Source organism: Lentzea pudingi (assembly GCF_014646255.1).
Classification (GTDB): domain Bacteria; phylum Actinomycetota; class Actinomycetes; order Mycobacteriales; family Pseudonocardiaceae; genus Lentzea; species Lentzea pudingi.
This window is the reverse complement of record NZ_BMNC01000025.1, coordinates 43077-63606: the sequence shown is the minus strand read 5'-3', so window position 1 is coordinate 63606 and position 20530 is coordinate 43077. Positions and strand designations below refer to the sequence as shown.

Annotated in this window: 19 protein-coding genes; 18 read left to right on the top strand and 1 reads right to left on the bottom strand. The window is 70.5% G+C overall.

Translation table 11 applies throughout. The features are described from left to right. Nucleotides 1-538: 538 nt before the first annotated feature. From IEY88_RS41350 to IEY88_RS41295, 12 genes are all read left to right on the top strand, one after another. Nucleotides 539-3202: an AfsR/SARP family transcriptional regulator gene (locus tag IEY88_RS41350; protein WP_189160357.1), complete on the top strand. Its 2664-nt coding sequence runs from the start codon at nucleotides 539-541 to the stop codon at nucleotides 3200-3202. Nucleotides 3203-3321: 119 nt separating this feature from the next. Further along, a complete protein-coding gene (locus IEY88_RS41345) occupies nucleotides 3322-5133 on the top strand; it encodes a type VII secretion-associated protein (protein ID WP_189160356.1) in 1812 nt (603 codons plus the stop codon). A 22-nt stretch (nucleotides 5134-5155) separates the two neighbouring features. Further along, nucleotides 5156-5542: a hypothetical protein gene (locus IEY88_RS41340; RefSeq protein WP_189160355.1), complete on the top strand. Its 387-nt coding sequence runs from the start codon at nucleotides 5156-5158 to the stop codon at nucleotides 5540-5542. 148 nt (nucleotides 5543-5690) lie between these two features. Further along, nucleotides 5691-6002, top strand: a complete 312-nt coding sequence (locus tag IEY88_RS41335; protein WP_189160354.1) for a WXG100 family type VII secretion target — start codon at nucleotides 5691-5693, stop codon at nucleotides 6000-6002. Nucleotides 6003-6069: 67 nt separating this feature from the next. Beyond that, nucleotides 6070-6357, top strand: coding sequence for a WXG100 family type VII secretion target (locus tag IEY88_RS41330; protein ID WP_189160353.1), 288 nt, complete (start codon nucleotides 6070-6072; stop codon nucleotides 6355-6357). 255 nt (nucleotides 6358-6612) lie between these two features. Next, nucleotides 6613-7056 (top strand): 50S ribosomal protein L13, encoded by a 444-nt coding sequence (rplM, locus tag IEY88_RS41325; RefSeq protein WP_189160352.1) that lies wholly within the window; start codon nucleotides 6613-6615, stop codon nucleotides 7054-7056. A 26-nt stretch (nucleotides 7057-7082) separates the two neighbouring features. Beyond that, entirely contained in the window at nucleotides 7083-7670 is a 588-nt protein-coding gene (gene rpsI / locus IEY88_RS41320) for a 30S ribosomal protein S9 (protein ID WP_229694248.1), read from the top strand. Nucleotides 7671-7872: 202 nt separating this feature from the next. Continuing rightward, on the top strand, nucleotides 7873-9207 hold the full coding sequence (gene glmM / locus IEY88_RS41315) for a phosphoglucosamine mutase (RefSeq protein WP_189160351.1): 1335 nt from the start codon (nucleotides 7873-7875) through the stop codon (nucleotides 9205-9207). Between the two features lie 19 nt (nucleotides 9208-9226). Continuing rightward, nucleotides 9227-9604 carry a hypothetical protein gene (locus IEY88_RS41310; RefSeq protein ID WP_189160350.1) on the top strand — a complete coding sequence of 126 codons (378 nt, stop codon included), beginning with the start codon at nucleotides 9227-9229 and terminating at the stop codon, nucleotides 9602-9604. 169 nt (nucleotides 9605-9773) lie between these two features. Next, a complete protein-coding gene (locus tag IEY88_RS41305; RefSeq protein WP_189160349.1) occupies nucleotides 9774-10067 on the top strand; it encodes a hypothetical protein in 294 nt (97 codons plus the stop codon). A gap of 6 nt (nucleotides 10068-10073) precedes the next feature. Next, nucleotides 10074-12773, top strand: a complete 2700-nt coding sequence (locus IEY88_RS41300) for a hypothetical protein (RefSeq protein ID WP_189160379.1) — start codon at nucleotides 10074-10076, stop codon at nucleotides 12771-12773. Beyond that, nucleotides 12764-13207, top strand: a complete 444-nt coding sequence (locus tag IEY88_RS41295) for a hypothetical protein (RefSeq protein ID WP_189160348.1) — start codon at nucleotides 12764-12766, stop codon at nucleotides 13205-13207. The genes IEY88_RS41300 and IEY88_RS41295 overlap by 10 nt, the downstream gene beginning before the upstream one ends. Before the next feature lie 45 nt (nucleotides 13208-13252). Here the strand turns inward: IEY88_RS41295 and IEY88_RS41290 are convergent, their stop codons facing one another. Beyond that, on the bottom strand, nucleotides 13253-14080 hold the full coding sequence (locus tag IEY88_RS41290; RefSeq protein WP_189160347.1) for a dienelactone hydrolase family protein: 828 nt from the start codon (nucleotides 14078-14080) through the stop codon (nucleotides 13253-13255). A 134-nt stretch (nucleotides 14081-14214) separates the two neighbouring features. Between IEY88_RS41290 and glmS the strand changes: the two genes are divergently transcribed. The 6 genes from glmS (at nucleotide 14215) to IEY88_RS41260 (ending at nucleotide 20516) form a co-directional block, all read left to right on the top strand. After that, on the top strand, nucleotides 14215-16074 hold the full coding sequence (gene glmS, locus IEY88_RS41285) for a glutamine--fructose-6-phosphate transaminase (isomerizing) (RefSeq protein ID WP_189160346.1): 1860 nt from the start codon (nucleotides 14215-14217) through the stop codon (nucleotides 16072-16074). Beyond that, complete coding sequence (locus IEY88_RS41280) at nucleotides 16075-17460, top strand: NAD(P)H-hydrate dehydratase (RefSeq protein ID WP_189160345.1); 1386 nt, start codon at nucleotides 16075-16077, stop codon at nucleotides 17458-17460. A 37-nt stretch (nucleotides 17461-17497) separates the two neighbouring features. Next, nucleotides 17498-18583 carry an alanine racemase gene (alr, locus tag IEY88_RS41275; protein WP_189160344.1) on the top strand — a complete coding sequence of 362 codons (1086 nt, stop codon included), beginning with the start codon at nucleotides 17498-17500 and terminating at the stop codon, nucleotides 18581-18583. After that, a complete protein-coding gene (locus IEY88_RS41270) occupies nucleotides 18580-19677 on the top strand; it encodes an alpha/beta fold hydrolase (RefSeq protein WP_189160343.1) in 1098 nt (365 codons plus the stop codon). The genes alr and IEY88_RS41270 overlap by 4 nt, the downstream gene beginning before the upstream one ends. Further along, on the top strand, nucleotides 19674-20132 hold the full coding sequence (tsaE, locus tag IEY88_RS41265) for a tRNA (adenosine(37)-N6)-threonylcarbamoyltransferase complex ATPase subunit type 1 TsaE (RefSeq protein WP_229694247.1): 459 nt from the start codon (nucleotides 19674-19676) through the stop codon (nucleotides 20130-20132). Before IEY88_RS41270 ends, tsaE begins: the two co-directional genes overlap by 4 nt. Before the next feature lie 63 nt (nucleotides 20133-20195). After that, complete coding sequence (locus IEY88_RS41260; protein ID WP_189160341.1) at nucleotides 20196-20516, top strand: hypothetical protein; 321 nt, start codon at nucleotides 20196-20198, stop codon at nucleotides 20514-20516. The last annotated feature ends 14 nt before the right edge of the window (nucleotides 20517-20530 follow it).

Sequence of the window (20530 nt, the reverse complement as noted above, 5' to 3'; positions counted from 1 at the left end):
AGCAGCCCGACCCGGAACCGGTGCGATCAAGAGGGAGGAGACCGCACCGGTTCCGAGTCCAGTTCGGAGAGTCACCCCCCAGGCTGACTCTTCGAACCGGCTGGGGAGAACTCTGCCGCAGACCGCTCACATGTCGCTCACGCCTCGATGACATCCGGTGTCCCGTAACGGAACAAGGCCCGCGACCGAAGCCGCGGGCCTTCGCCGGACAGCAGGGGACCGTCCGGTTCCCCCCATGACCGGAGTTCCACCCGGACCGCACCACTGGGGAGGGGCGGCCAGGAGGGAGTTCGGCGATCGTGACGCCCCCCAGGACTTCAGCGTCGCTCTCGTCGTTCCGGCTGAGGACCACTGTGCCCGGTCGCGCTCACACTTCGGTCACAGGCGCGAGACACCCGGAAAATGGTGATGCGGTGCTGGTGGCCCCCCAGGAAATTCGCCACCAGCACCGCTGAGGAGAACTCTGCACCAGGCCGCTCACACTTCGCTCACACAGCGGTCACAGCGCGTCTAGACTGCGGTTGACCTGGAGGGGTGTGTGCGAGCCGAGTACCGAGTGCTGGGGCCGTTGGAGGTTCTGCTCGACGGTGAACCGGTGGCCGTCCCCTCCGGGCGGTGCCACCTGTTGCTGGCCGCGTTGTTGTTGCGCCCCAACCAGTTGATCACGGTGGACGAGCTGGTCGACCGGCTGTGGGACGGGTCCCCGCCGAACGCCGGCCGCGCGCACAAGACGCTGCACATGGTCGTGCGGCGGCTGCGGGTCGCGCTGGGTGAGGCGGACTGCGTGCAGACCCGGACCGGTGGTTACGCCGCCTTGGTCGAACCCGACCAGCTGGACCTGCTGCGGTTTCGCGCCCTCGCGGGTTCGGGCGACTTCGGCGCGGCCGCGGCGTTGTGGCGCGGGGCGGTGCTCGGCAACGTCGTGTCGGACGTCCTGCACCGCGAGGACGTGCCGCGGCTGGTCGACGAGCGGCTCACGGTGCTGGAGCGGCGCATCGACGCCGACCTGGACAGCGGGTTGTCCCGTGAGCTGGTGGCGGAACTGAGGTCGCTGGTCGCCGACCACCCGTTGCGGGAGCCGTTCTGGTTGCACCTGATGCTCGCGCTGTACCGGTCGGGCAACCAGGCCGAGGCGTTGAGCGCGTACCAGGACCTGCGGAACAGGCTCGCCGAGGACCTGGGCGTCGATCCCGGTCCCGCGCTGCAGGAGCTGCACCAGCAGATCCTGCGAGCCGAGGTGGTGCCCGGCAGGCGTGCGCAGGTGCCACGTCAGCTCCCGCACGGCGTGCGGAACTTCGTGGGCCGCGAGGACGAGCTCGGGGAGCTCGGCAAGGCGACGGGCGTCACCGTCGTGCACGGCGTCGGTGGCGTGGGCAAGACCGCGCTGGCGCTGCGCTGGGCTCGCGACGTCCGGGAGAGCTACCCGGACGGAGACCTCTACCTGAACCTGCGCGGGTTCGACCCCGAGGTGCAACCGGTCGATCCCGCTGTCGCGGCGGAGATGTTGCTGGCCGGGCTCGGCGTGGACGAGGTCCCGGCCCGCGCGGACGCCCGGTTCGCGTTGCTGCGCACCACGCTGGTCGACCGGCGGTTGCTGCTCCTGCTCGACAACGCCGCGTCGGCGCGCCAGGTCCTGCCCCTCCTGCCCGCCGCGGCCGGGGTGCGGGTGCTGATCACCAGCCGCAACCAGCTCCGCGCGCTCGTCTCCCAGCACGACGCGACCGCGATCGGCCTGCGGGAGCTGGACTTCGACGCGGCACGGTCGTTGCTCGCCGTCGTGCTCGGCGAAAAACGGCTCGACGCCGAACCGGATGCCGCGCGAGAGATCGTCGAACGCTGTGCCGGACTGCCGCTGGCGCTGCGGGTGTTCGCCGAACGGGTGGCGCGCTTCCCGGACGTGCCGCTGCACGAGTTCGTGACCGAGCTGCGCAACGAGCGGCTCGATGCGTTCAGCGACTTCTACGACGTGGACGTCCGGGCGGTGTTCTCGTGGTCGTACCGGGCGTTGGACGACGAGTCGGCACGGATGTTCCGCCTGTTGTCGGTGCACCCCGGTCAGGACTTCGACGTGAGTGCTGCCGCCGCGCTGGCCGGGGTGTCGGTGTCGCAGGCCAGGCGGCTGCTGGAGCGGCTGGTGGCCGATGCCCTCGTGCAGACGCCTTCCCCTGGGCGGTACAGCCTGCACGACCTGCTGCGCGCCTATGCGGCCGAGCTGTGCGGTGACGACGAGGCAGCCGCGCTGAGGATCACCGAGTGGTACGTCCACACCCTCGAGAACGCCGCTCTGGTCGAGAAACCGATTTCGCTGGTGCGGGCCGGTGAGATCACGTCGGGCGTGGTGCCGCGGGGGTTCGCCTCGCGGTTCGACGCGCTGGCGTGGGTGCGGGAGGACTGGGACAACTTCCACGCGGTCCTGCGCGCGGCCGTGACACGCGGGTGGGGCCGGCTCGCGCTGCTGATCCCGACGCACCTGCACAGGTTCCTGGTCTACAACCAGCCGCGCTGGTCGGAAGCGGCCGAGATGTTCGAGGCGGTCCAGACTCTCGGGACTGCTCGCGAGCAGGGGTTCCTGCTGCTGAAGCTGGCTGGTATCTACTCGGATCTCGGACGGCAGGACGACGCGCTGACATGCTTCGAGGAGGCTCTGCGGTTCGTCCGAGAGTCGGGGGAACGGACCGCGGAGGCGGCGGGTCTGATCAACCTGGCCGCGCACCAGGTGAAGTTCGGCCAGGCGGAGGAGGCCCTCGCCACCTCACGCCTGGCAGCCGAGGTGAGTGCCGAGATCGCGAACGGGTACATGGAGAGCGCTGCCCGTTCCAACATCGGCTTCATGCTGAGCCAGCTCGGCCGCCACGACGAGGCTCTCGTCGCGCTCGATCACGCCATCGTCATCGCGACCGAGTTCGACGACGGGGACGAGCACGTGCTCGCGCGGATGCACGCTGTGCGGGGCAGAGCACTCGCCGGGCTCGGACGGCACGTCGAAGCCGTGGCCGTGCTCGAACCCGCCGCCAAGGCCTTGGCCCAGCTCGCCGACTCCGAGTACGAAGCTTTGGCACTGCAGGACCTGGGTGGCGCCCTGATCGAGCTCGATGAGCGTGCGAAAGCCGTCGTGGTCTGGCGACGTGCGGTGGATCTTCTGCGGGATCTGGACGAGGACCAGGCCGAGGCGCTCGCCGCCAGGCTGGCCGCGCTGGAGTAGGCGGAACGCCGCCGAGTTCGCGCTGGTGCTCGATCTGGTCCGGAATGACCGACTTCGCCATCCGTGTCGTCCGGGACAGTCGCATCGGGTAAGCATGTGCGCGGAAGAGGGGAAGGTGCATGAGCCTGCACGTCGCGGTCGACTTCGGCACGTCGAGCACCTGCGTGGCGATCTCCGCGCACGGGCGGGAGCCGCAGGTCGTCGTGTTCGACGGCCAGCCGCTGGTGCCGTCCGCCGTGTTCGCCGCCGCCGACGGCACGTTGTTCGTCGGTCAGGAGGCCGAACGCCAGGCGGCGGTCGACCCCGCTCGCTACGAGCCGCACCCGAAGCGCCGCGTCGACGAGGGGGAGTTGCTGCTCGGCAGCACCGTGCTGCCCGTTGTGGACGTTGTGCGCGCGGTGCTGGCACGAGCCGTGGGAGAAGCACGCCGCGTTGGTGGTGGAGCGCCAGTCGACCTTCTCGTCCTCACCCACCCCGCAGACTGGGGCACGGTCCGCACGCGGGTTCTGCTGCAGGCGGGCCGCGGTCTCGGTCGCGAGCTCGTGCTGGTGCCCGAACCCGTCGCCGCCGCCGTCTTCCACTCCGCGAGCCACTCCGTTCCGGACGGTGCCGCACTCGCCGTGCTCGACCTCGGTGGCGGCACGGTCGACGCCAGCGTGGTGGCGCGGGCGGGCAGGAGCTTCCGGGTGCTGTCCGCGAAGGGCGACCCGACCTTCGGCGGCGCGGACATCGACCAGGCGCTGCTCGAGCACGTCGGCGGGCTGGTCGCGGCAAAGGACCCCGAGGCGTGGCGGCAGCTCGTCGAGGGCCGCGAGATGAACGACCGGCGCAAGCGGCGGGTGCTGCGGCAGGACGTGCGCGGCGCCAAGGAGACGTTGTCCCGGCACGCCTACACCGACGTGCCGATGCCGCCGCCGTTCCCCGACGCGCACGTGACGCGGTCGGATCTGGAGCAGCTGATCACCGCGCCGATCGGCAGGGCGGCCGCGCTGGCCGGTGCCGCCGTCCGCGACGCCGGTCTGGCGCCCCAGCAGCTCGCCGGGGTGTTCCTGGTCGGCGGCTCGAGCCGGATCCCGCTCGTCGCGCGCATGGTGCACGAGCAGATCCGCGTGGTGCCCACGAGCATCGACCAGCCGGAGACGGTGGTGGCCCGCGGCGCGCTGCGGGCGGTCAGCCTCGATCCGGAACGGACCGGCGGCGTGACCCGGCAGCCCCAGCCGAAGGGGCCCTCCGGTGAGGTGACCCACAACCTCCGCGTCGGCGACGAGACCACCCGCAAGATCACCCGCCGGATCACACCGCCGCCCTCGGGGCAGTTCCCCGCGTTCCCCCCGGCCGCGCCGCCCTCGCCGCGGCAGAAGAGCAGGGCGCCGCTGTTCGTCGCGATCGGTGCGGTGATCGTGCTCGTCGCGGCCGGCGTCGGCGCCTACTACTGGCTCAAGCCCAACGGGACGCAGCAGCAGCCGGCGCCGCAGGACGACCGGATCGCCGTCTACGACTACAGCTTCACGCGGCCGGGCGGATGGGAACAGACGGGCGGCGCCGCTCCCCAGCGGCAGGTGCTTTTGCAACCGGCCGAGCGAAAGAATTCCGATGGCGAACAACCCGAAGCGCGTATTGCTGTGCAAGAGCAAACTCTCGAGTACAACAGCGACTCGGATCGTCCGCGCGCACTCAGTGAGTTGAAGAACACGTATGAGCAACGCAAGGAGAAAGGCGACAAGGTGGCCGACTTCTCCGACAAGACCACATTCGCGGGGAAGTCTGTTGTTCACTATCGCGAAGTCGTCGGGGAGACCGCGGTCGAGTGGTACATCCAGTTCGCCGGCGACAAGCAGGTGAGCGTGGGCTGTCAGGCGGCGGAGGCCGTGAAGGCCCAGGTCGCCACCGCCTGCGAACAGGTCGTCCGCTCGCTCGTCGTCAAGTCCTAGCCACCACGTCAGGGAGTCGCCGATGTCCGCCACCGAGGTTCTCGCCCGGTTCCGCGCCGAGGTCGGAGCGGCGGTCACCCGCGCCCGCCGCGCGTCGGGTGAGATCGGTGAACGCAACGCCAAGCTGCGGGAACGCACACGTGACCTGGCGGCGCGAGCCCGTGAGCGCGGCGCCGAGCCCAGCGCCAGAGCCACCCCCGCCGACGTCCGGGAGGCCGCCACGGGGTTCCGCGCCGACCGCGGCCTGGCCGTCGAGCAGGTGCCGGACGCCGCCGGACCGCCCGTTCCCGTTCCAGTTGAGACGGAACGGGTGACTCTCGGTTCTTCCGCCGTCGCCGGTCCGAGTGGTCAGCTTCCCCGTGCGGGTGACGATGACGAGGACTTTTCGCAGTCGCGAATCCTCTACTGACCCCTGGTTTCACCCGGCGACGTTTACTAGCGCAACTACTTCGAACGAAGTCGCGACAGAACGGAACCGGCGTGGCAGTGTCCTCGTCGGAAGAGGCGTACGAACCAAGAAGTACGACTTTGAAGTTCTCTGAAGGGGGCATCTCCCAATGGCATTGACCGTTACGGCTGAAGAGCTCGACGCCCTGGCGAAGCACATCGCCGACGTCAACGAGCAGACGCAGGGCACGCTCCGCCAGGTGGGCAGCACCGTCGACACGCTGTCCGGCACCTGGAAGGGCAACGCCGCCACCGCGTTCGGCAACCTGATGAGGCGCTTTCACGAGGACTCGTCGAAGGTGCAGGAGGCGCTGATGGCCATCGCCGAGCAGATCTCCAGCTCCGCTGACGTCTACGCCCGCAACGAGGAGGAGCAGCAGCAGAGCATGACCGGCATCACCGGCCGGCTCAGCGGCAGCTGATCTCGTTCCGTCCGTCAGTCGCTTCTAGCGTTTTCAGGCTTCAGAACAGATCCCAGGGGAGATAGCAATGAGTGGTCAGATCCAGGTCACCTTCGCTGAGGTCGCGAACGCGGCTCAGCAGATCAGCAGCGCCGCCAAGACCGTTGACCAGCAGCTGGACGACCTGCGCTCGAAGGTGACGGCAACGCTCTCCGGTTACGAGGGTGACGCCGCCACGCAGTACCAGGCAGCGCAGGCCAAGTGGGACAGGGCCGCCGCGGACCTGCAGGCCGTGCTCGCCGCCATCGGTACCGCCGTGCAGCAGTCCGGCGAGGCCTACGAGCAGTCCGAGCGCATGAACTCCCAGCGCTGGTAAGTCACCGCTGTCTGCAAGATCTCTCGCGAGCCCCGGAACCACGTGGTCCGGGGCTCGCGTACGTCCACGGGAAGGCGCTTCGGAGGGGCCGTTTTGGTCCCCGCGCCACCCATCCGGTATCTTCTGACGTTGTTGTGCGGTAGCTGGCGCCCATGTGTGCCGCGCCTGTCTCGGAACCACCGCTTGGCAAGTCCAAGATCGGTCTGGGGCAACCGCCGCAGTGACCCCAGACGCAAGTGACGACGAGGTAGATCCGTGCGCACGTACAGCCCGAAGCCCGGTGAGGTGACCCGCACCTGGCACGTGATCGACGCCCAGGACGTGGTGCTCGGCCGGCTCGCCACCCAGGCCGCGACGCTGCTGCGCGGCAAGCACAAGCCGACTTATGCGCCTCACGTTGACACTGGTGACTTCGTTGTCATCATCAACGCGGACAAGGTCGCACTGACCGGCGCCAAGCGCGACCAGGCGTTCCAGTACCGCCACTCCGGCTTCCCCGGTGGTCTGCGCAAGCAGTCCTTCGGCGAGGTCCTGGACACCCGTCCGGACCGCCTGGTGGAGAAGGCGATCAAGGGCATGCTGCCCAAGAACCGCCTGGGCCGTCAGATCGCGAACAAGCTCAAGGTCTACGCAGGCCCGAGCCACCCGCACGAGGCGCAGCAGCCGCAGGCCTTCGAGATCAAGAAGATCGCCCAGTGAGCGACGAGTACACCGAGGAAGTTCCTGTGACCACCCCTGAGAACGAGACCCCTGAGGTCGAGACCCCCGAGGTCGAGGCCGAGGTTGTCGAGGCCGAGGTCGTCGAGGCTCCTGAGTCCGAGGCCACCGAGGCCGAGGTCGCAGAGTCCGAGGTCGAGGAGACCCCCGAGGCTGAGGTCGAGGAGACCTCCGCGCCGGTGGCCGTCGCTCCCTCGCTGAACGGCGCCGCGCACCTCGCGCAGACCGTCGGCCGCCGCAAGGAGGCCGTCGTCCGCGTCCGCCTCGTGCCCGGCACCGGCAAGTTCACGCTGAACGGCAAGACCCTCGAGGCCTACTTCCCGAACAAGGTGCACCAGCAGCTCATCAAGGAGCCGCTCGTCACCACGGAGAAGCCCGAGACCTTCGACGTCATCGCGAACCTGCGTGGCGGCGGCATCACCGGCCAGGCCGGTGCGCTGCGTCTCGCCATCGCGCGTGCGCTGATCGCCGTCGACTCCGAGGACCGCCCGGTCCTCAAGAAGGCCGGCTTCCTCACCCGTGACCCGAGGGTCAAGGAGCGCAAGAAGTACGGTCTGAAGAAGGCCCGCAAGGCGCCTCAGTACTCCAAGCGTTGATGCTCCGCCGCGGGGCGAGCCGTGTCTGCGTTCGTCAGGCCACTGCTCCTCCGCGGTGACTGCGGGACTCCCCGCGGCCCGAGCGTCATCCAGCTGTACCTGTGGGAGCAGCAGTTCATTGCGAACTGCTGCTCCCGCAGTGTTTTCCGGGGTTCTTCCGGGTCTGTCCCCGCCGCCTTGCAGTGTCCACATCGGAGGTTCCATGGCCCGCCTGTTCGGCACCGACGGAGTCCGCGGTCTAGCCAACGCCGACCTCACCCCCGAGCTCGCGATGTCCGTCGCCGCCGCGGCGGCACGGGTGCTCGCCGAGCACGACCGCTCCCACCGTCCCATCGCCGTCGTAGGCCGCGATCCCCGTGCGAGCAGTGAGATGCTCGACGCCGCCGTCACCGCCGGCCTCACCTCGGCCGGTGCGGACGTGCTGCGCGTCGGTGCCCTGCCCACGCCCGCCGTCGCCCACCTGGTCGCCGCGCTTGGTGCCGACATCGGCGTGATGATCTCCGCGTCGCACAACGCGATGCCGGACAACGGGATCAAGCTCTTCGCCGCCGGTGGTCACAAGCTGCCGGACTCGGTGGAGGACGAGATCGAACAGCACATGGGCGCCGGTTTCGACCGGCCGACCGGTGCCGCCATCGGCCGCGTGCGTGACATCGCCGACGCCGAGACCCAGTACGTCGAGCACCTGCTCAAGGTCACACCGCACCGCCTCGACGGCATCAAGGTCGTGGTGGACTGCGCGAACGGTGCCGCGTCGGTGGCCGCACCGGACGCGTACCGCCGCGCGGGGGCCGAGGTGATCGCGATCAACGCGACACCGGACGGCCTCAACATCAACGACGGCTGTGGTTCCACCCACATCGACGTCGTGGCCGCCGCCGTCCGCGAGCACGGTGCCGACCTCGGCATCGCGCACGACGGCGACGCCGACCGCTGCCTCGCCGTGGACGCGAACGGTGACCCGGTCGACGGCGACCAGATCCTCGCGGTCCTCGCGATCGCCATGCGCGACGCGGGTGAGCTGTTCGAGGACACGCTCGTCGCCACGGTGATGAGCAACCTGGGCCTGCACATCGCCATGCGCGAGTCCAAGATCGAGCTGCGCACCACCGCCGTCGGCGACCGCTACGTGCTGCAGGACCTCAAGGCCGGCGGCTACTCCCTCGGCGGCGAGCAGTCGGGCCACGTCGTGCTGCCCGCGCACGCGACCACCGGCGACGGCCTGCTCACCGCGCTGCGCCTGATGGCCCGCATGGCCGAGACCGGCAAGTCGCTCGCGGACCTCGCCTCGGTGATGCGCCGCCTGCCGCAGGTCCTGATCAACGTGAAGGTCACCGACAAGGCGGCCGTGGCCAAGGCCACGTCGGTCAGCGAGGCCGTCGCCGCCGTCGAGGCGGAGCTCGGCGACACCGGCCGCGTCCTGCTGCGCCCGTCCGGCACCGAGCAGCTCGTGCGGGTGATGGTCGAGGCCACGAGCCACGAACAGGCCGAGTCCGCCGCGCAGCGCCTGGCGGGTGTGGTTTCCTCGGTGCACTGAGGACAGTGGGGGGCTGGGGATGACCGTGCTGATGTTGCTCGTACTCCTGGTGTTGCTGGGAGGTGGGGTCGCGGTCGTCGTCGCCGTTGTCGTGACGTCGAAGCGCAAGCCCGTCGCCCAGCCCCCGCTCCCGCCCGGTTCCGGCCACCCGCAGCAGGCGTACGGACAGCAGCCGTACGGGCAGCCGTCGCATGGGCAGCCGTCGCACGGACAGCCGTCGTACGGGCAGCAGCCGTACCCCCAGCAGTCGCACGGGCAGCAGTCGCACCCTCAGCAGGGATTCCCGCAGCAAGCCCCGCCCCAGCAGGCGTTCCCGCCCCAGCAGCCGTACCCGCCGCAGGGGCACCCGCAGCAGCCCCCACCCGGCACGCAGCCGCCCGCCCCCGGCGGCTGGTGACCCGCTGCCACCCGATCAGTGGTGATCAACAGCGCCTTGCGCCGAATGGCTGTTTACTAAGGCAACCGACATCGTCGAGCGCCGGTCACCGCGTGATCCGAGCTGGCACTGTATGGCGGAACCCGATGAGACCGAATTGCGTCAGATCGGGGACAAGGGGAGGCGAGCGATGTCCGGTTTCGGTGTGCAGTCCGGCGATTTGACCAAGACCGCGGGGACGTACGAGGCAGAGGGATCAGCACTGGTCCAGATGAAGCCCTCGATCGTGCCGGGCGTGACAGCCGGGCAGGTCGGCCGCAAGTTCCAGGGCGTCGCCGCCGAGTACAAGTCCTACTTCGACCTGCTCGGCACGAGTCTGGAGAAGTTCGGCAAGGAGGCGACCGGCATCGCCACGCGCCTGAAGGACGTCGCGAAGACGTACGAGTCGAACGAGGCGCAGACCTCGAGCCAGTACAAGGGGTAACGAGTCGTGGCGGATCAGACCGAGATCAAGAAGCTCCTCGACGACCCGAACGTCACGCCGGAGACCAAGAAGCAGCTCGTGCGCGCCCTCGCCGGCGCCGGCGCTCCCCAGGAAGAGGTCGAGCGCTACGGCAAGGCGAACGGTGTCGACGTCCCGGACGACCCGAGTGTGGGCGACCACGTCGTGGGTGTGCTCCTCGCGGCGCCGACGATGGGTCTCCTCGAGGGCAACAACATCCGCAAGGAGGCGCAGCACGCCGCCTTCACGATGGAGGGCGGGGAGGCCGACAAGCTCGTCAAGAAGGCGGGCGAGGAGCGCGAGCTCGGCGCCACCCAGAAGGTCCTGAACGAGCAGGGCGACGTGCCGAACAGCAACACGCTGCTCGACGCCGGCGCCCCTGGGCTGCGGTTCTTCGAGAAGTTCATCCCCGTCTACGCGAAGGCCGCGCCGGCGTGCGGCCACCAGGGTGCCGCGCCGAACCTCGAGGGCGACATCTACCGCAAGTACGACGAGGTCCGCGACATCGACTTCGCGAAGTTCCGCGAGGACGCGCACAAGATCACCGAGAACGTCAAGAAGGCCGAGGCGCACGACAACGCGCTGGGCTCCGCCTGGAACGGGCTCGGCTCCTGGGAAGGCCCCGCGGCCCAGGCCGCGCGCGCCTACCAGGGCAAGTTCGCCGGCGCCTCGAAGCAGTTCGTGCAGCAGGCGGGCACGGGGCCGGGTGCGATCACCGGCGGCGTGACCAACATGCAGAAGCACGTCAAGGACTTCGCGCAGCAGATCCACGACCAGTACTCGGACACGTGCGGCGGGCTGACGGTCGAGAAGGCCGAGGAAGCGATCCGCCAGGCGAACGGTGACGTCTTCCCGAACGACGGCGGCGTCCTCGACTGGGTCTACGGCGTGCACAGCGAGATCAAGAACTCGGTCATCGGCGCGATCTGCGGCGGACCGCTCGGCATCCTCTCCGGCCTGGGCTGGGGCGGGTGGATCGCCGACGTCCGCGACAAGATCATCAGTGACGCCAAGGAGAAGCTGAAGGCGCTCTGCGCCGAGTTCGACGGCAAGAAGAAGGCGTTCGACGGGTACTGCCAGGCCGTGCAGACCGGTGTCGAAGCCGACTACAAGGCCATGTTCACCGGCATGAAGGGCGCGTTCGGCACGGACCCGTTCGGTCCGGTCGGCGATGCTCCGTCGTTCACCGAGCAGGGTGGCGGCGGCCAGCAGAAGGTCGACAACGGCGGCGGTGGCGGCGGCAGCCCGAGCGGTGGCGGCGGTCCCAGTGGCGGCGGCGCTCCGAGCGGTGGCGGCGGCGGCACGCCGGAGATCCCGAAGCCGGAGAACCCGCTCGACAAGGACGGCGACGGCAAGCCCGACGTCCCCGGTGACACCGACGGCGACGGCAAGCCCGACGACCTCGACGGTGACGGCAAGCCCGACGAGCCGAAGCCCGAGGAGAAGCTCGAGACCGTCACGGTCACGGCCGGCGACAACACGATCAAGGTCACGGAGCCCGACTCGAACGGGCACGTGAAGATGACGATCGACACGCCCAAGGGCGAGCCGAAGACCTACGACCTGGACTTCAGCAAGAACCCCGAGGCCGCGAAGGCCCTGATGGGGCAGAACGGCGCGCAGGCCATCACCGCCATGGCCAACCAGCTCACCGCCTCGAACCCGACGGCGGGCGCGCAGACCCCCGCCGCCGGTGGCGCGCCGGCACCCGGTGGCGGCGCGGCCCCGGCAGCCGGTGGCCCGCTGGGTTCGGAGTCGAACCCGATCCCCGTCGAGGTGGGCGAGGACGGCAAGATCCACATCGAGCAGGACGGCGTCAACTTCACCGCCGAGGTCAACGCCGACACCGGCGAGATCAACCTGACCGCCGACGACGGCGACGGCACGCCGGACAAGGTCGGCGTGAGCTTCGGCGAGGACGAGAACCCGGCCGCGCAGACCCCGGGTTCGGAGTCCGGTTCCGGCGCGGGCGGTGCCGACGGTGCCAGGCTGGAAGACGGCGTCAGGCTGGAGGACGGCCTGCGCACGCCGGAGGGCGACTTCCCGGACGAGGTCAGGACGCTGCCGGCCGAGGCCGACTTCCAGCCGATGCCCGCCCCCGCGGGGGAGCAGGTCTGGAGCGCGCCGGGTGAGGCCGCGCCGAACGTGGCCGAGCGCTTCCAGGACTCGATGGCCCGCAGCTACATCGAGGACAACGGCATCATGCCGAGCGTCGGCGAGCCCAGGATCCCCGCGGAGAGCCCCCAGTTCGCCCAGGCGACGGACAGCACGACGACGTCCGGCGTCTCGTTCACCGGCGGTGCGGGCGGCGGCAGCGAGTCCGTGCTCGGGTCGAGCGCCGACACCGCGTGGACCAGCCCGAACTCCGGTGACAGCAACGGCGGCTCGTTCAACACGAACACGTCCGAGGCGGGTCAGCCGGGCTCCGCGAACCTGCCGACCATGCAGGACGCCCACGGCCAGTCGCCGAGCGGTGCGGCCTCCGGCGGCATGATGGGCGGCGGCATGATGGGTGGCGGCATGGGCGGTGCCGGAGCAGGCGGCCAGCAGGGCGGCGACTCCGAGCGCGGGGCCAGCCAATGGCGCACCACGGGCACGTTGTTCGACGACGACAACAGCAACCCGTTGAGCGCCATGCAGACCACGCTGGGTGAAGACCGAGGAGAGGCCGCCAACCCATGGCGATGATCGGGGAAGTGGACCCGCGCGTCCAGGCGCTGTTCGACGACAACCTCGCCAAGACGCGCCGCTCCACCGCCGAGGTCTCGGTGGAGCTCAGGGCGAACCAGGACAAGGTCGCCGCCGACATCGAGGCGCGCGAGGCCAAGCAGAAGCGCGACCAGGCCGAGGCCCGCGAGAGCGCCGAGAACATCACCAAGCAGGGTGAGAAGCAGCAGCAGCGCAAGCCGCAGTGGGACCGTCCCGACCGCGGCACGGGCGAGATGGCGTTCGGCCCGGAGGACGACGACGGCGGCTACGCGCCACGGCAGCAGGCGCCGGTGGCCGCTCCGGTGCCGCCCCCGCCTCCGCCGCCGGTCGCGCCGCCTCCGCCGGTCCACCGGCGCCGTCCGGCACCTGTGGACGACGATGACGACCTGAGCGGCCAGACCTGGCTCAGCTGACCTGCTCTCCGGCCCCGCGTGCGACTCGCACCGGGGCCGGAAGCGTCAGCGCCGGGGCAGGGCTTCCCGCTGGAACACGAGGTTCGCAGCCTTCAGGTCGCTGTCGAGCAGTTCGTCGTACGTCCGGTCGCCGGTCATCACCCGCAGCAGGAACGCCGTCACGAACGCGCGCCCGAGCTTGTGCGAACCCCGTTCGGAGCTGCCGTCGAGCATGAGCTCGCTCCAGTGCCTGCCCTCGGTGAACCCGAGGTGCGAGGCCTTGGGCAGCAGCCGCAGCTGCACCGGACCGGCCCACGCCTGGGCGATCGCCTCGGAGTGGCCGACCGGCGGTGCGATGCGGTCCTCGCCCGCCGCGAGGTGCAGGCCGGGCGCGCGCACCTCCCGTGCCGCGTCCAGTGCGGACGGGCGCGTCTCCGTTGCGGCCAAAGTCACAACGGCCCGGACGCGGTCCGCGCCCGCCGCCGCCAGCACCGCCGCGCCGCCGCCCATCGAGTGCCCGGCCAGCGCGAGCCGGGCGGGGTCGACGCTGATCTCACCGGTGCCGAGCCGCACGCCGGTGCTGATGTCCAAAGTGGTCAGCAGGTTCGCCGCCAGCACCCGTGCCGACAGCAGCGGGCCGCGCTCCACGGCCGGTGCCGCGGCGACCACGCCCCAGGAGGCCAGGTGCCGCAAAAGGCCGTGGTAGCGCCGTACGGGCTGCATCCAGCCGTGGCCGAAGGCGACGGCGGGCAGACCCAGGCCGGACCGCGGCGTGAAGATCACGCCCGGCAGGCCGACGAGCGCGAGGTCGCCGCGCAGCACGGGGTGCGGTCCGGGCCTGCTGAGCTGCTCGAGGGCCTGTTTCGCGGTCAGCGTGATCACGCGGCGAGCCATGGGGAGAACCGTAGTCGATCCTGTCGCGCGCACCACACCCGAGATTGGTCTACACCACTCGTGTCCCTGACCTGCGGTGACGTAGTTCGCTCACTCATTAGGGTTAGTGGCGTGGTCTAGCTAGTCTGTTTTCCGTGTGCGGAATCGTGGGATACGTGGGTCACCAGTCGGCGCTCGACGTCGTGCTGGACGGGCTGAGGCGCCTCGAATACCGGGGTTACGACTCGGCGGGCGTCGCGGTCGTGACAGGCGACGACCTCGCCGTCGAACGCAAGGCCGGACGGCTGCAGAACCTGGAGACGCTGCTCGACGACGTGGGCCGCGAGAACTTCGTGGGCACCGTCGGCATGGGTCACACCCGGTGGGCGACGCACGGCGCGCCGATCGACAAGAACTCGCACCCGCACCGCGACACGACGAACCGCGTCGCCGTGGTGCACAACGGCATCATCGAGAACTTCCTCGCGCTGCGCGCCGAGCTCGAGGGCCTCGGCGTCGAGATGGCGTCCGACACCGACACCGAGACGGTCGCGCACCTCGTGTCCTTCGCCTACGCGGAGGGCGACACGAAGGGCGACCTGCCTGCCAGCGTGCGCAAGGTCGTGAACCGGCTGGAGGGCGCGTTCACGCTCGTCTTCACGCACGCCGACGAGCCGGACCAGGTCGTCGCCGCCCGCCGCAACTCGCCGCTGGTCGTCGGTGTCGGCGAGGACGAGTACTTCGTCGCGAGCGACGTGGCCGCGTTCATCGCGCACACCAAGCAGGCCGTCGAGCTGGGCCAGGACCAGATGGTCGTGCTGACCCGCTCCGGCTACGAGGTCACCGACTTCGACGGCGAGCCCGCGCAGGCCAAGCCGTTCACGGTCAACTGGGACCTCAGCGCCGCCGAGAAGGGCGGCCACGAGTACTTCATGCTCAAGGAGATCGAGGAACAGCCGGAGGCGCTGGCGAACACGCTGCGCGGCCACTTCGCGAACGGCCGGATCGTCCTCGACGAGCAGCGCCTCTCCGACCAGGACCTGCGCGACGTCGACAAGGTCTTCGTCATCGCCTGTGGTTCGGCCTACCACTCCGGTCTCGTCGCAAAGTACGCGATCGAGCACTGGACCCGCCTGCCCGTCGAGGTCGAGCTCGCCTCCGAGTTCCGCTACCGCGACCCGGTGCTCGACCGCGACACGCTCGTCGTCGCCGTCTCGCAGTCCGGCGAGACCGCGGACACGCTGGAGGCCGTGCGCCACGCCCGTGCGCAGAAGGCCCGCGTCCTGGCCGTCTGCAACACCAACGGCGCGCAGATCCCGCGTGAGTCCGACGCCGTGCTCTACACGCACGCCGGTCCGGAGATCGGTGTCGCGTCGACGAAGGCGTTCCTCGCCCAGATCGCCGCGAACTACCTGGTGGGCCTGGCCCTCGCGCAGGCCCGCGGCACCAAGTACCCGGACGAGGTCGCCCGCGAGTTCCACGAGCTGGAGGCCATGCCCGAGGCCGTGCGCCGCGTGCTCGGCACCATCGACCAGGTCAAGGCTCTCGGTCGGGAGCTCGCGGACTCGAAGGCGGTGCTGTTCCTCGGCCGCCACGTCGGTTACCCGGTGGCCCTCGAAGGCGCTCTGAAGCTCAAGGAACTCGCGTACATGCACGCCGAGGGCTTCGCGGCCGGTGAGCTCAAGCACGGCCCGATCGCGCTGATCGAGGAGGGCCTCCCGGTCGTCGTGGTCATGCCGTCGCCGAAGGGCCGTGCCGTCCTGCACTCGAAGCTGGTGTCGAACATCAGCGAGATCCAGGCCCGTGGCGCCCGCACGATCGTGATCGCGGAGGAGGGCGACGAGACGGTCCGTCCGTTCGCCGACCACCTGATCGAGATCCCGGCCGTCCCGACGCTGCTGCAGCCGCTCATCTCGACGATCCCGCTGCAGGTGCTCGCCGCCGAGATCGCGACCGCCCGCGGCTACGACGTCGACAAGCCTCGCAACCTGGCGAAGTCCGTTACCGTCGAGTGAGTGAGAGGCGTCTGGCACACCGAACGCGTCAAGTCCGCTGAAGAGGAGCTCATGGCGGTCGTCCCGCCGGGCTCGTTGATGCGCAAGGCCGCGTTCGGTGTGGCCACCCACGCCCTCAGACTGCTGTCCGGGCGGCGCCGCGTCACGTTGCTCGTGGGTGCGGGCAACAACGGCGGCGACGCCCTCTGGGCCGGGTACTTCCTGCGCCGTCGCGGGGTCGCGGTGTCCGCGGTCCTGCTGGCGCCGGAGAAGGCGCACGCCGAGGGGCTCGCGGCCTTCCGGCGCGCGGGCGGGCGGATCACCGACCAGGTGGGCACTCCCGACCTGGTGGTCGACGGCATCGTCGGCCTGTCCGCACGCGGCCCGTTGCGCCCGGACGCGGCTGCTCTCGTCTCCTCGGTGAACGCCCCGATCCTGGCCGTCGACCTGCCGTCCGGCATCGACCCGGACACCGGTGAGATCTCCGGGCCTCACGTACGAGCGCACACCACCGTCACGTTCGGCTGCCTGAAGCCGGTGCACGCGCTGGCCGACTGCGGCGAGGTGCACCTGGTCGACATCGGGCTGCGGCCGTCCGACCCCGACTTCGTGCTGCTCGACCGCTCCGACATCACCTGGCCGGTGCCGGGCCCGTCCGACGACAAGTACACCCAGGGCGTCACGGGTGTGGCGGCCGGCAGTTCGACCTATCCCGGCGCCGCGGTGCTTTCCACCGGTGCCGCCGTGCTCGCGACCTCCGGCATGGTCCGCTACGCCGGTCCCGCCGCCGACGCCATCCGCGCCCGCTGGCCGGAGACGATCTGCACCGGCTCCATCACCGACGCCGGCCGCGTCCAGGCCTGGGTCGTCGGTCCCGGCATGGGAACCGGCTCGTCCTCGGCCGAGGTGCTGCGCTTCGTGCTGGACGCCGGGGTCCCGGTTATCGCCGACGCGGACGCCATCACGCTGCTTGCCTCGACCCCGTCGCTCTGGGACGCCCGCGACCCCGACGCGGCCCTGGTCCTGACCCCGCACGACCGCGAGTTCGAACGCCTGGCCGGTCCGGTCGGCGCGGATCGCGTCGCGGCGGCCAGGAAAGCCGCCCAGCGGTTCAACGCCGTGGTCCTGCTCAAGGGCCACCGGACCGTCGTGGCCGCGCCGGACGGACGGGCGCTGGTGAACTCGGCGACGTCGTCCTGGCCCGCGACGGCCGGGTCGGGCGACGTGCTGTCGGGGATCATCGGCGCGCTGCTGGCGAGTGGCCTGGACCCGTTCCTGGCGGCCGGGTACGCGGCGTACGCGCACGTCCTGGCGGCGGAACTGGGCGCGGACGGGGCCCCGGTGCCGGCGTCGGGGTTGATGGAGGCGGTCCCGGATGCGATCCGGTCGCTGCGAGTTGCGCCATAGTCCTCCTGAGCGGCTGACATGGCACGATGAACGGGTTATGGCCCGTTCAGAAGTTGTCGTCGACCTAGGCGCGCTGCGGCACAACGTCGCCCTGCTCGCCGGCCTCGCGCCGTCCTCCGAGACGATGGCCGTCGTCAAGGCGGACGGCTACGGCCACGGTGCGGTCCAGGTCGCCCGTGCCGCCCTCGAAGCGGGCGCGACCTGGCTCGGTTCGTGCAGCACGCAGGAAGCTCTCGCCCTGCGCGCCGCGGGCATCCAGGCCCCGATCCTCGCCTGGCTCGACGCCCCGGACGAGGACCTGGCGGCCGGTCTCGCGGCCGACGTCGAGATGTCCATCGCCTCCCTCTCCGACCTGCGCAGGATCGAACAGGCGGCCGACGAGGCCGACGCGCGGCCACGGCTCCACCTGAAGATCGACACGGGCCTGAGCCGCAACGGCTGCCAGCCGCACGACTGGCCCGCGCTCGTGGAGGCCGCGAGGAAGCACGAGGTCGTGGCCGTCTGGTCGCACCTCGCGTCCGCCGACGAGATCGGCGACCCGTCCATCGACCTGCAGGCCAAGCGGTTCGACGACGCCTACGAGGTGGCGCGGTCGTTCGGCGTCGACCCGAAGAGGCACATCGCGAACTCCGCGGCCCTGCTGACCAGGCCCGACCTGCACTTCGACATCGTCAGGCCTGGGATCGCGATCTACGGGCTGAACCCGGTCCCGACCGACCACGACCTGAGGCCGGTCATGAGCTACCGGTCGCACGTGGCGCTCACGAAACGTATCCCCGCAGGTGAGTCCGTCTCCTACGGGATGACGTGGACCGCGCAGAAGGACACGACGCTGGCACTGGTGCCTGCCGGGTATGCGGACGGCGTTCCGAGGGCGCTCTCCGGCCGGATGGAGGTGCTCCTGGACGGGAAGCGCCGCCCGGTGGCGGGCCGTGTCTGCATGGACCAGATCGTCGTGGACTGCGGGGACGACGAGATCGCGGAGGGTGCCGAGGTCGTCCTGTTCGGCGACGGACGCCGGGGGGAGCCGACGGCGACGGAGTGGGCGGAGCTGACCGGGACGATCGACTACGAGATCGTCTGCGGGATGTACCGGCCGCGGGTGCGGAGGATCTACACGTGAAGCCGGTGTGGAAGGTCGTCGGGTGGGTCGGTGGTGCGGTCGGCGCCGTCGTGGCCGGTGCCGCCGTGGCGCAGACCGCGAAGGTCTCGCACGAGCGCAAGACCGCGTCCGACAGCCTCGCCGACGAGCCGCTGGGGCTGCTGAGGCCCGATCGCGAGTCGACGGTGGCCGCGGAGGACGGCGTGCCGATCTCCGTCGAGGAGGTCGACCCCGCGGACGGCGGCGAGCCGGACATCACCGTCGTGCTGGTGCACGGGTTCGCGCTGGACCGCCGCTGCTTCCACTTCCAGCGCCGCGACCTGGCCGAGCTGATCGACCCGCGCGTGCACCAGGTGCTCTACGACCAGCGCAGCCACGGGCGGTCCGGCCGGTCGGCGCCCGAACACAGCACGATCGACCAGCTCGCGCTCGACCTCGACTCGGTGATCCGCTCGGTCGTGCCGGAGGGCCCGCTGGTGCTCGTCGGCCACTCCATGGGCGGCATGACGATCATGGCGCTGGCCGAGAAGCACCCGGAGCTCTTCGAGGAACGGGTGCGCGGCGTCGCGTTGATCGGCACGGCCGCCGGCGCGGTGGGCGGTGCGGGGCTGCCGAAGTCCGTGCTCTCGCGGTACAACCCGGTGACGCTCGGCGTCGGCCGGCTCGCCGGTGTGCAGCCGGGACTGGTCGAGTGGGTGCGCAGGAGCGCGAAGAGCCTCACCTGGAGCGGCATCCGCCTGGGGGCGTTCGGTGACCGCAAGGTGGCCCCGTCCCTGGTGGACCTGATGGAGCAGATGATCAACGGGACGTCGGTGAAGGTGCTCACCGAGTTCCTGGAGACCCTCGGCACGCACGACCGCTACAAGGCGCTGGCCGGTCTGCGGCACTGCGAGGTGCTGATCCTGAGCGGTGACGCGGACAAGCTCACGCCGTTCTCGCACGCCGAGCGGATGGCCGAGGAGATGCCGCACGCCACCCTCGTCCGGGCCCCCGGTGCCGGGCACATGGTGATGATGGAGCAGGCTGATCTCGTCAACGACCACCTGGTCGCGCTCGTCGAACGCTGCGCGGCCGATCGCGGGGAGAGTCGGAAGAAGTGGTGGCGCCGAGCGTGAAGACCGTCGAACTGCCCCTGGTGGAGGACACCGAGGAGTTCGGCCGCAAGCTGGGTGAACTCGTGCGAGCGGGTGACCTGTTGCTGCTCGCCGGGCCCCTGGGCGCCGGCAAGACGGCGTTCGTGCGCGGTCTGGCGCGCGGCATGGGCGTGCAGGGCCGGGTGTCCTCGCCGACGTTCGTCGTCGCCCGCGTGCACGAGCCGGCCGAGGGGCGGAGCGTGCGGCTGGTGCACGTCGACGCGTACCGGCTCGGGGGTCACCTGGACGAGTTGGACGACCTCGACCTGGACACGGATCTGGTCGACGCGGTGGTCGCCGTCGAGTGGGGCGAGGGCGTCGCGGAACGCCTGAACGATGATCATCTGCTCATCCGCCTCGAGCGCGGAATCGACGACGTTCGCACAGCTCAGCTCATCCCGCAGGGCGGTTGGACCGCTCGTACCCTGCCCGTGTGACGTTGTTCGGCTCTTGGGGTGACGTCCGTTGAGGACGTGCCGCCGCCGGCCGATGCACGCTGCATGATCAAGAAGACGCTCTTCGCGACCGCCGTCATCGGCGGTGCCGTGCTGGCCGCGGCGATTCCGGCGTCCGCTGGTCAGCACGACGGACCCGGCGACCGCCTGTGCGCCGCGCCGTGGCAGTGGAACGGGCCGCTCTCGCTGCTGGACGAGGGTCACGCCCCCGGCTACGTCGCGTGCACCCGCGCCAGGGGCGGTTCACCCGTCAGCGTGCTCGACGCCGCCTGCGTCACGCCCTGGCGGTGGAACGGCCCGCTGGAGATCTTCACGGTCGACCGCCCAGCGTCCTACGCCGCCTGCGACGGCGCCCCGGCTGGCTGACAGCCCCGCAGCGT

Coding starts and splice junctions, on each gene's coding strand:
- IEY88_RS41260 (WP_189160341.1), top strand. CDS start 20,196: ATGATCAAGAAGACGCTCTTCGCGACCGCCGTCATCGGCGGTGCCGTG.
- IEY88_RS41340 (WP_189160355.1), top strand. CDS start 5,156: ATGTCCGCCACCGAGGTTCTCGCCCGGTTCCGCGCCGAGGTCGGAGCG.
- IEY88_RS41305 (WP_189160349.1), top strand. CDS start 9,774: ATGTCCGGTTTCGGTGTGCAGTCCGGCGATTTGACCAAGACCGCGGGG.
- IEY88_RS41330 (WP_189160353.1), top strand. CDS start 6,070: ATGAGTGGTCAGATCCAGGTCACCTTCGCTGAGGTCGCGAACGCGGCT.
- IEY88_RS41310 (WP_189160350.1), top strand. CDS start 9,227: ATGACCGTGCTGATGTTGCTCGTACTCCTGGTGTTGCTGGGAGGTGGG.
- glmM (WP_189160351.1), top strand. CDS start 7,873: ATGGCCCGCCTGTTCGGCACCGACGGAGTCCGCGGTCTAGCCAACGCC.
- IEY88_RS41290 (WP_189160347.1), bottom strand. CDS start 14,080: ATGGCTCGCCGCGTGATCACGCTGACCGCGAAACAGGCCCTCGAGCAG.
- IEY88_RS41295 (WP_189160348.1), top strand. CDS start 12,764: ATGGCGATGATCGGGGAAGTGGACCCGCGCGTCCAGGCGCTGTTCGAC.
- IEY88_RS41335 (WP_189160354.1), top strand. CDS start 5,691: ATGGCATTGACCGTTACGGCTGAAGAGCTCGACGCCCTGGCGAAGCAC.
- IEY88_RS41345 (WP_189160356.1), top strand. CDS start 3,322: ATGAGCCTGCACGTCGCGGTCGACTTCGGCACGTCGAGCACCTGCGTG.
- alr (WP_189160344.1), top strand. CDS start 17,498: ATGGCCCGTTCAGAAGTTGTCGTCGACCTAGGCGCGCTGCGGCACAAC.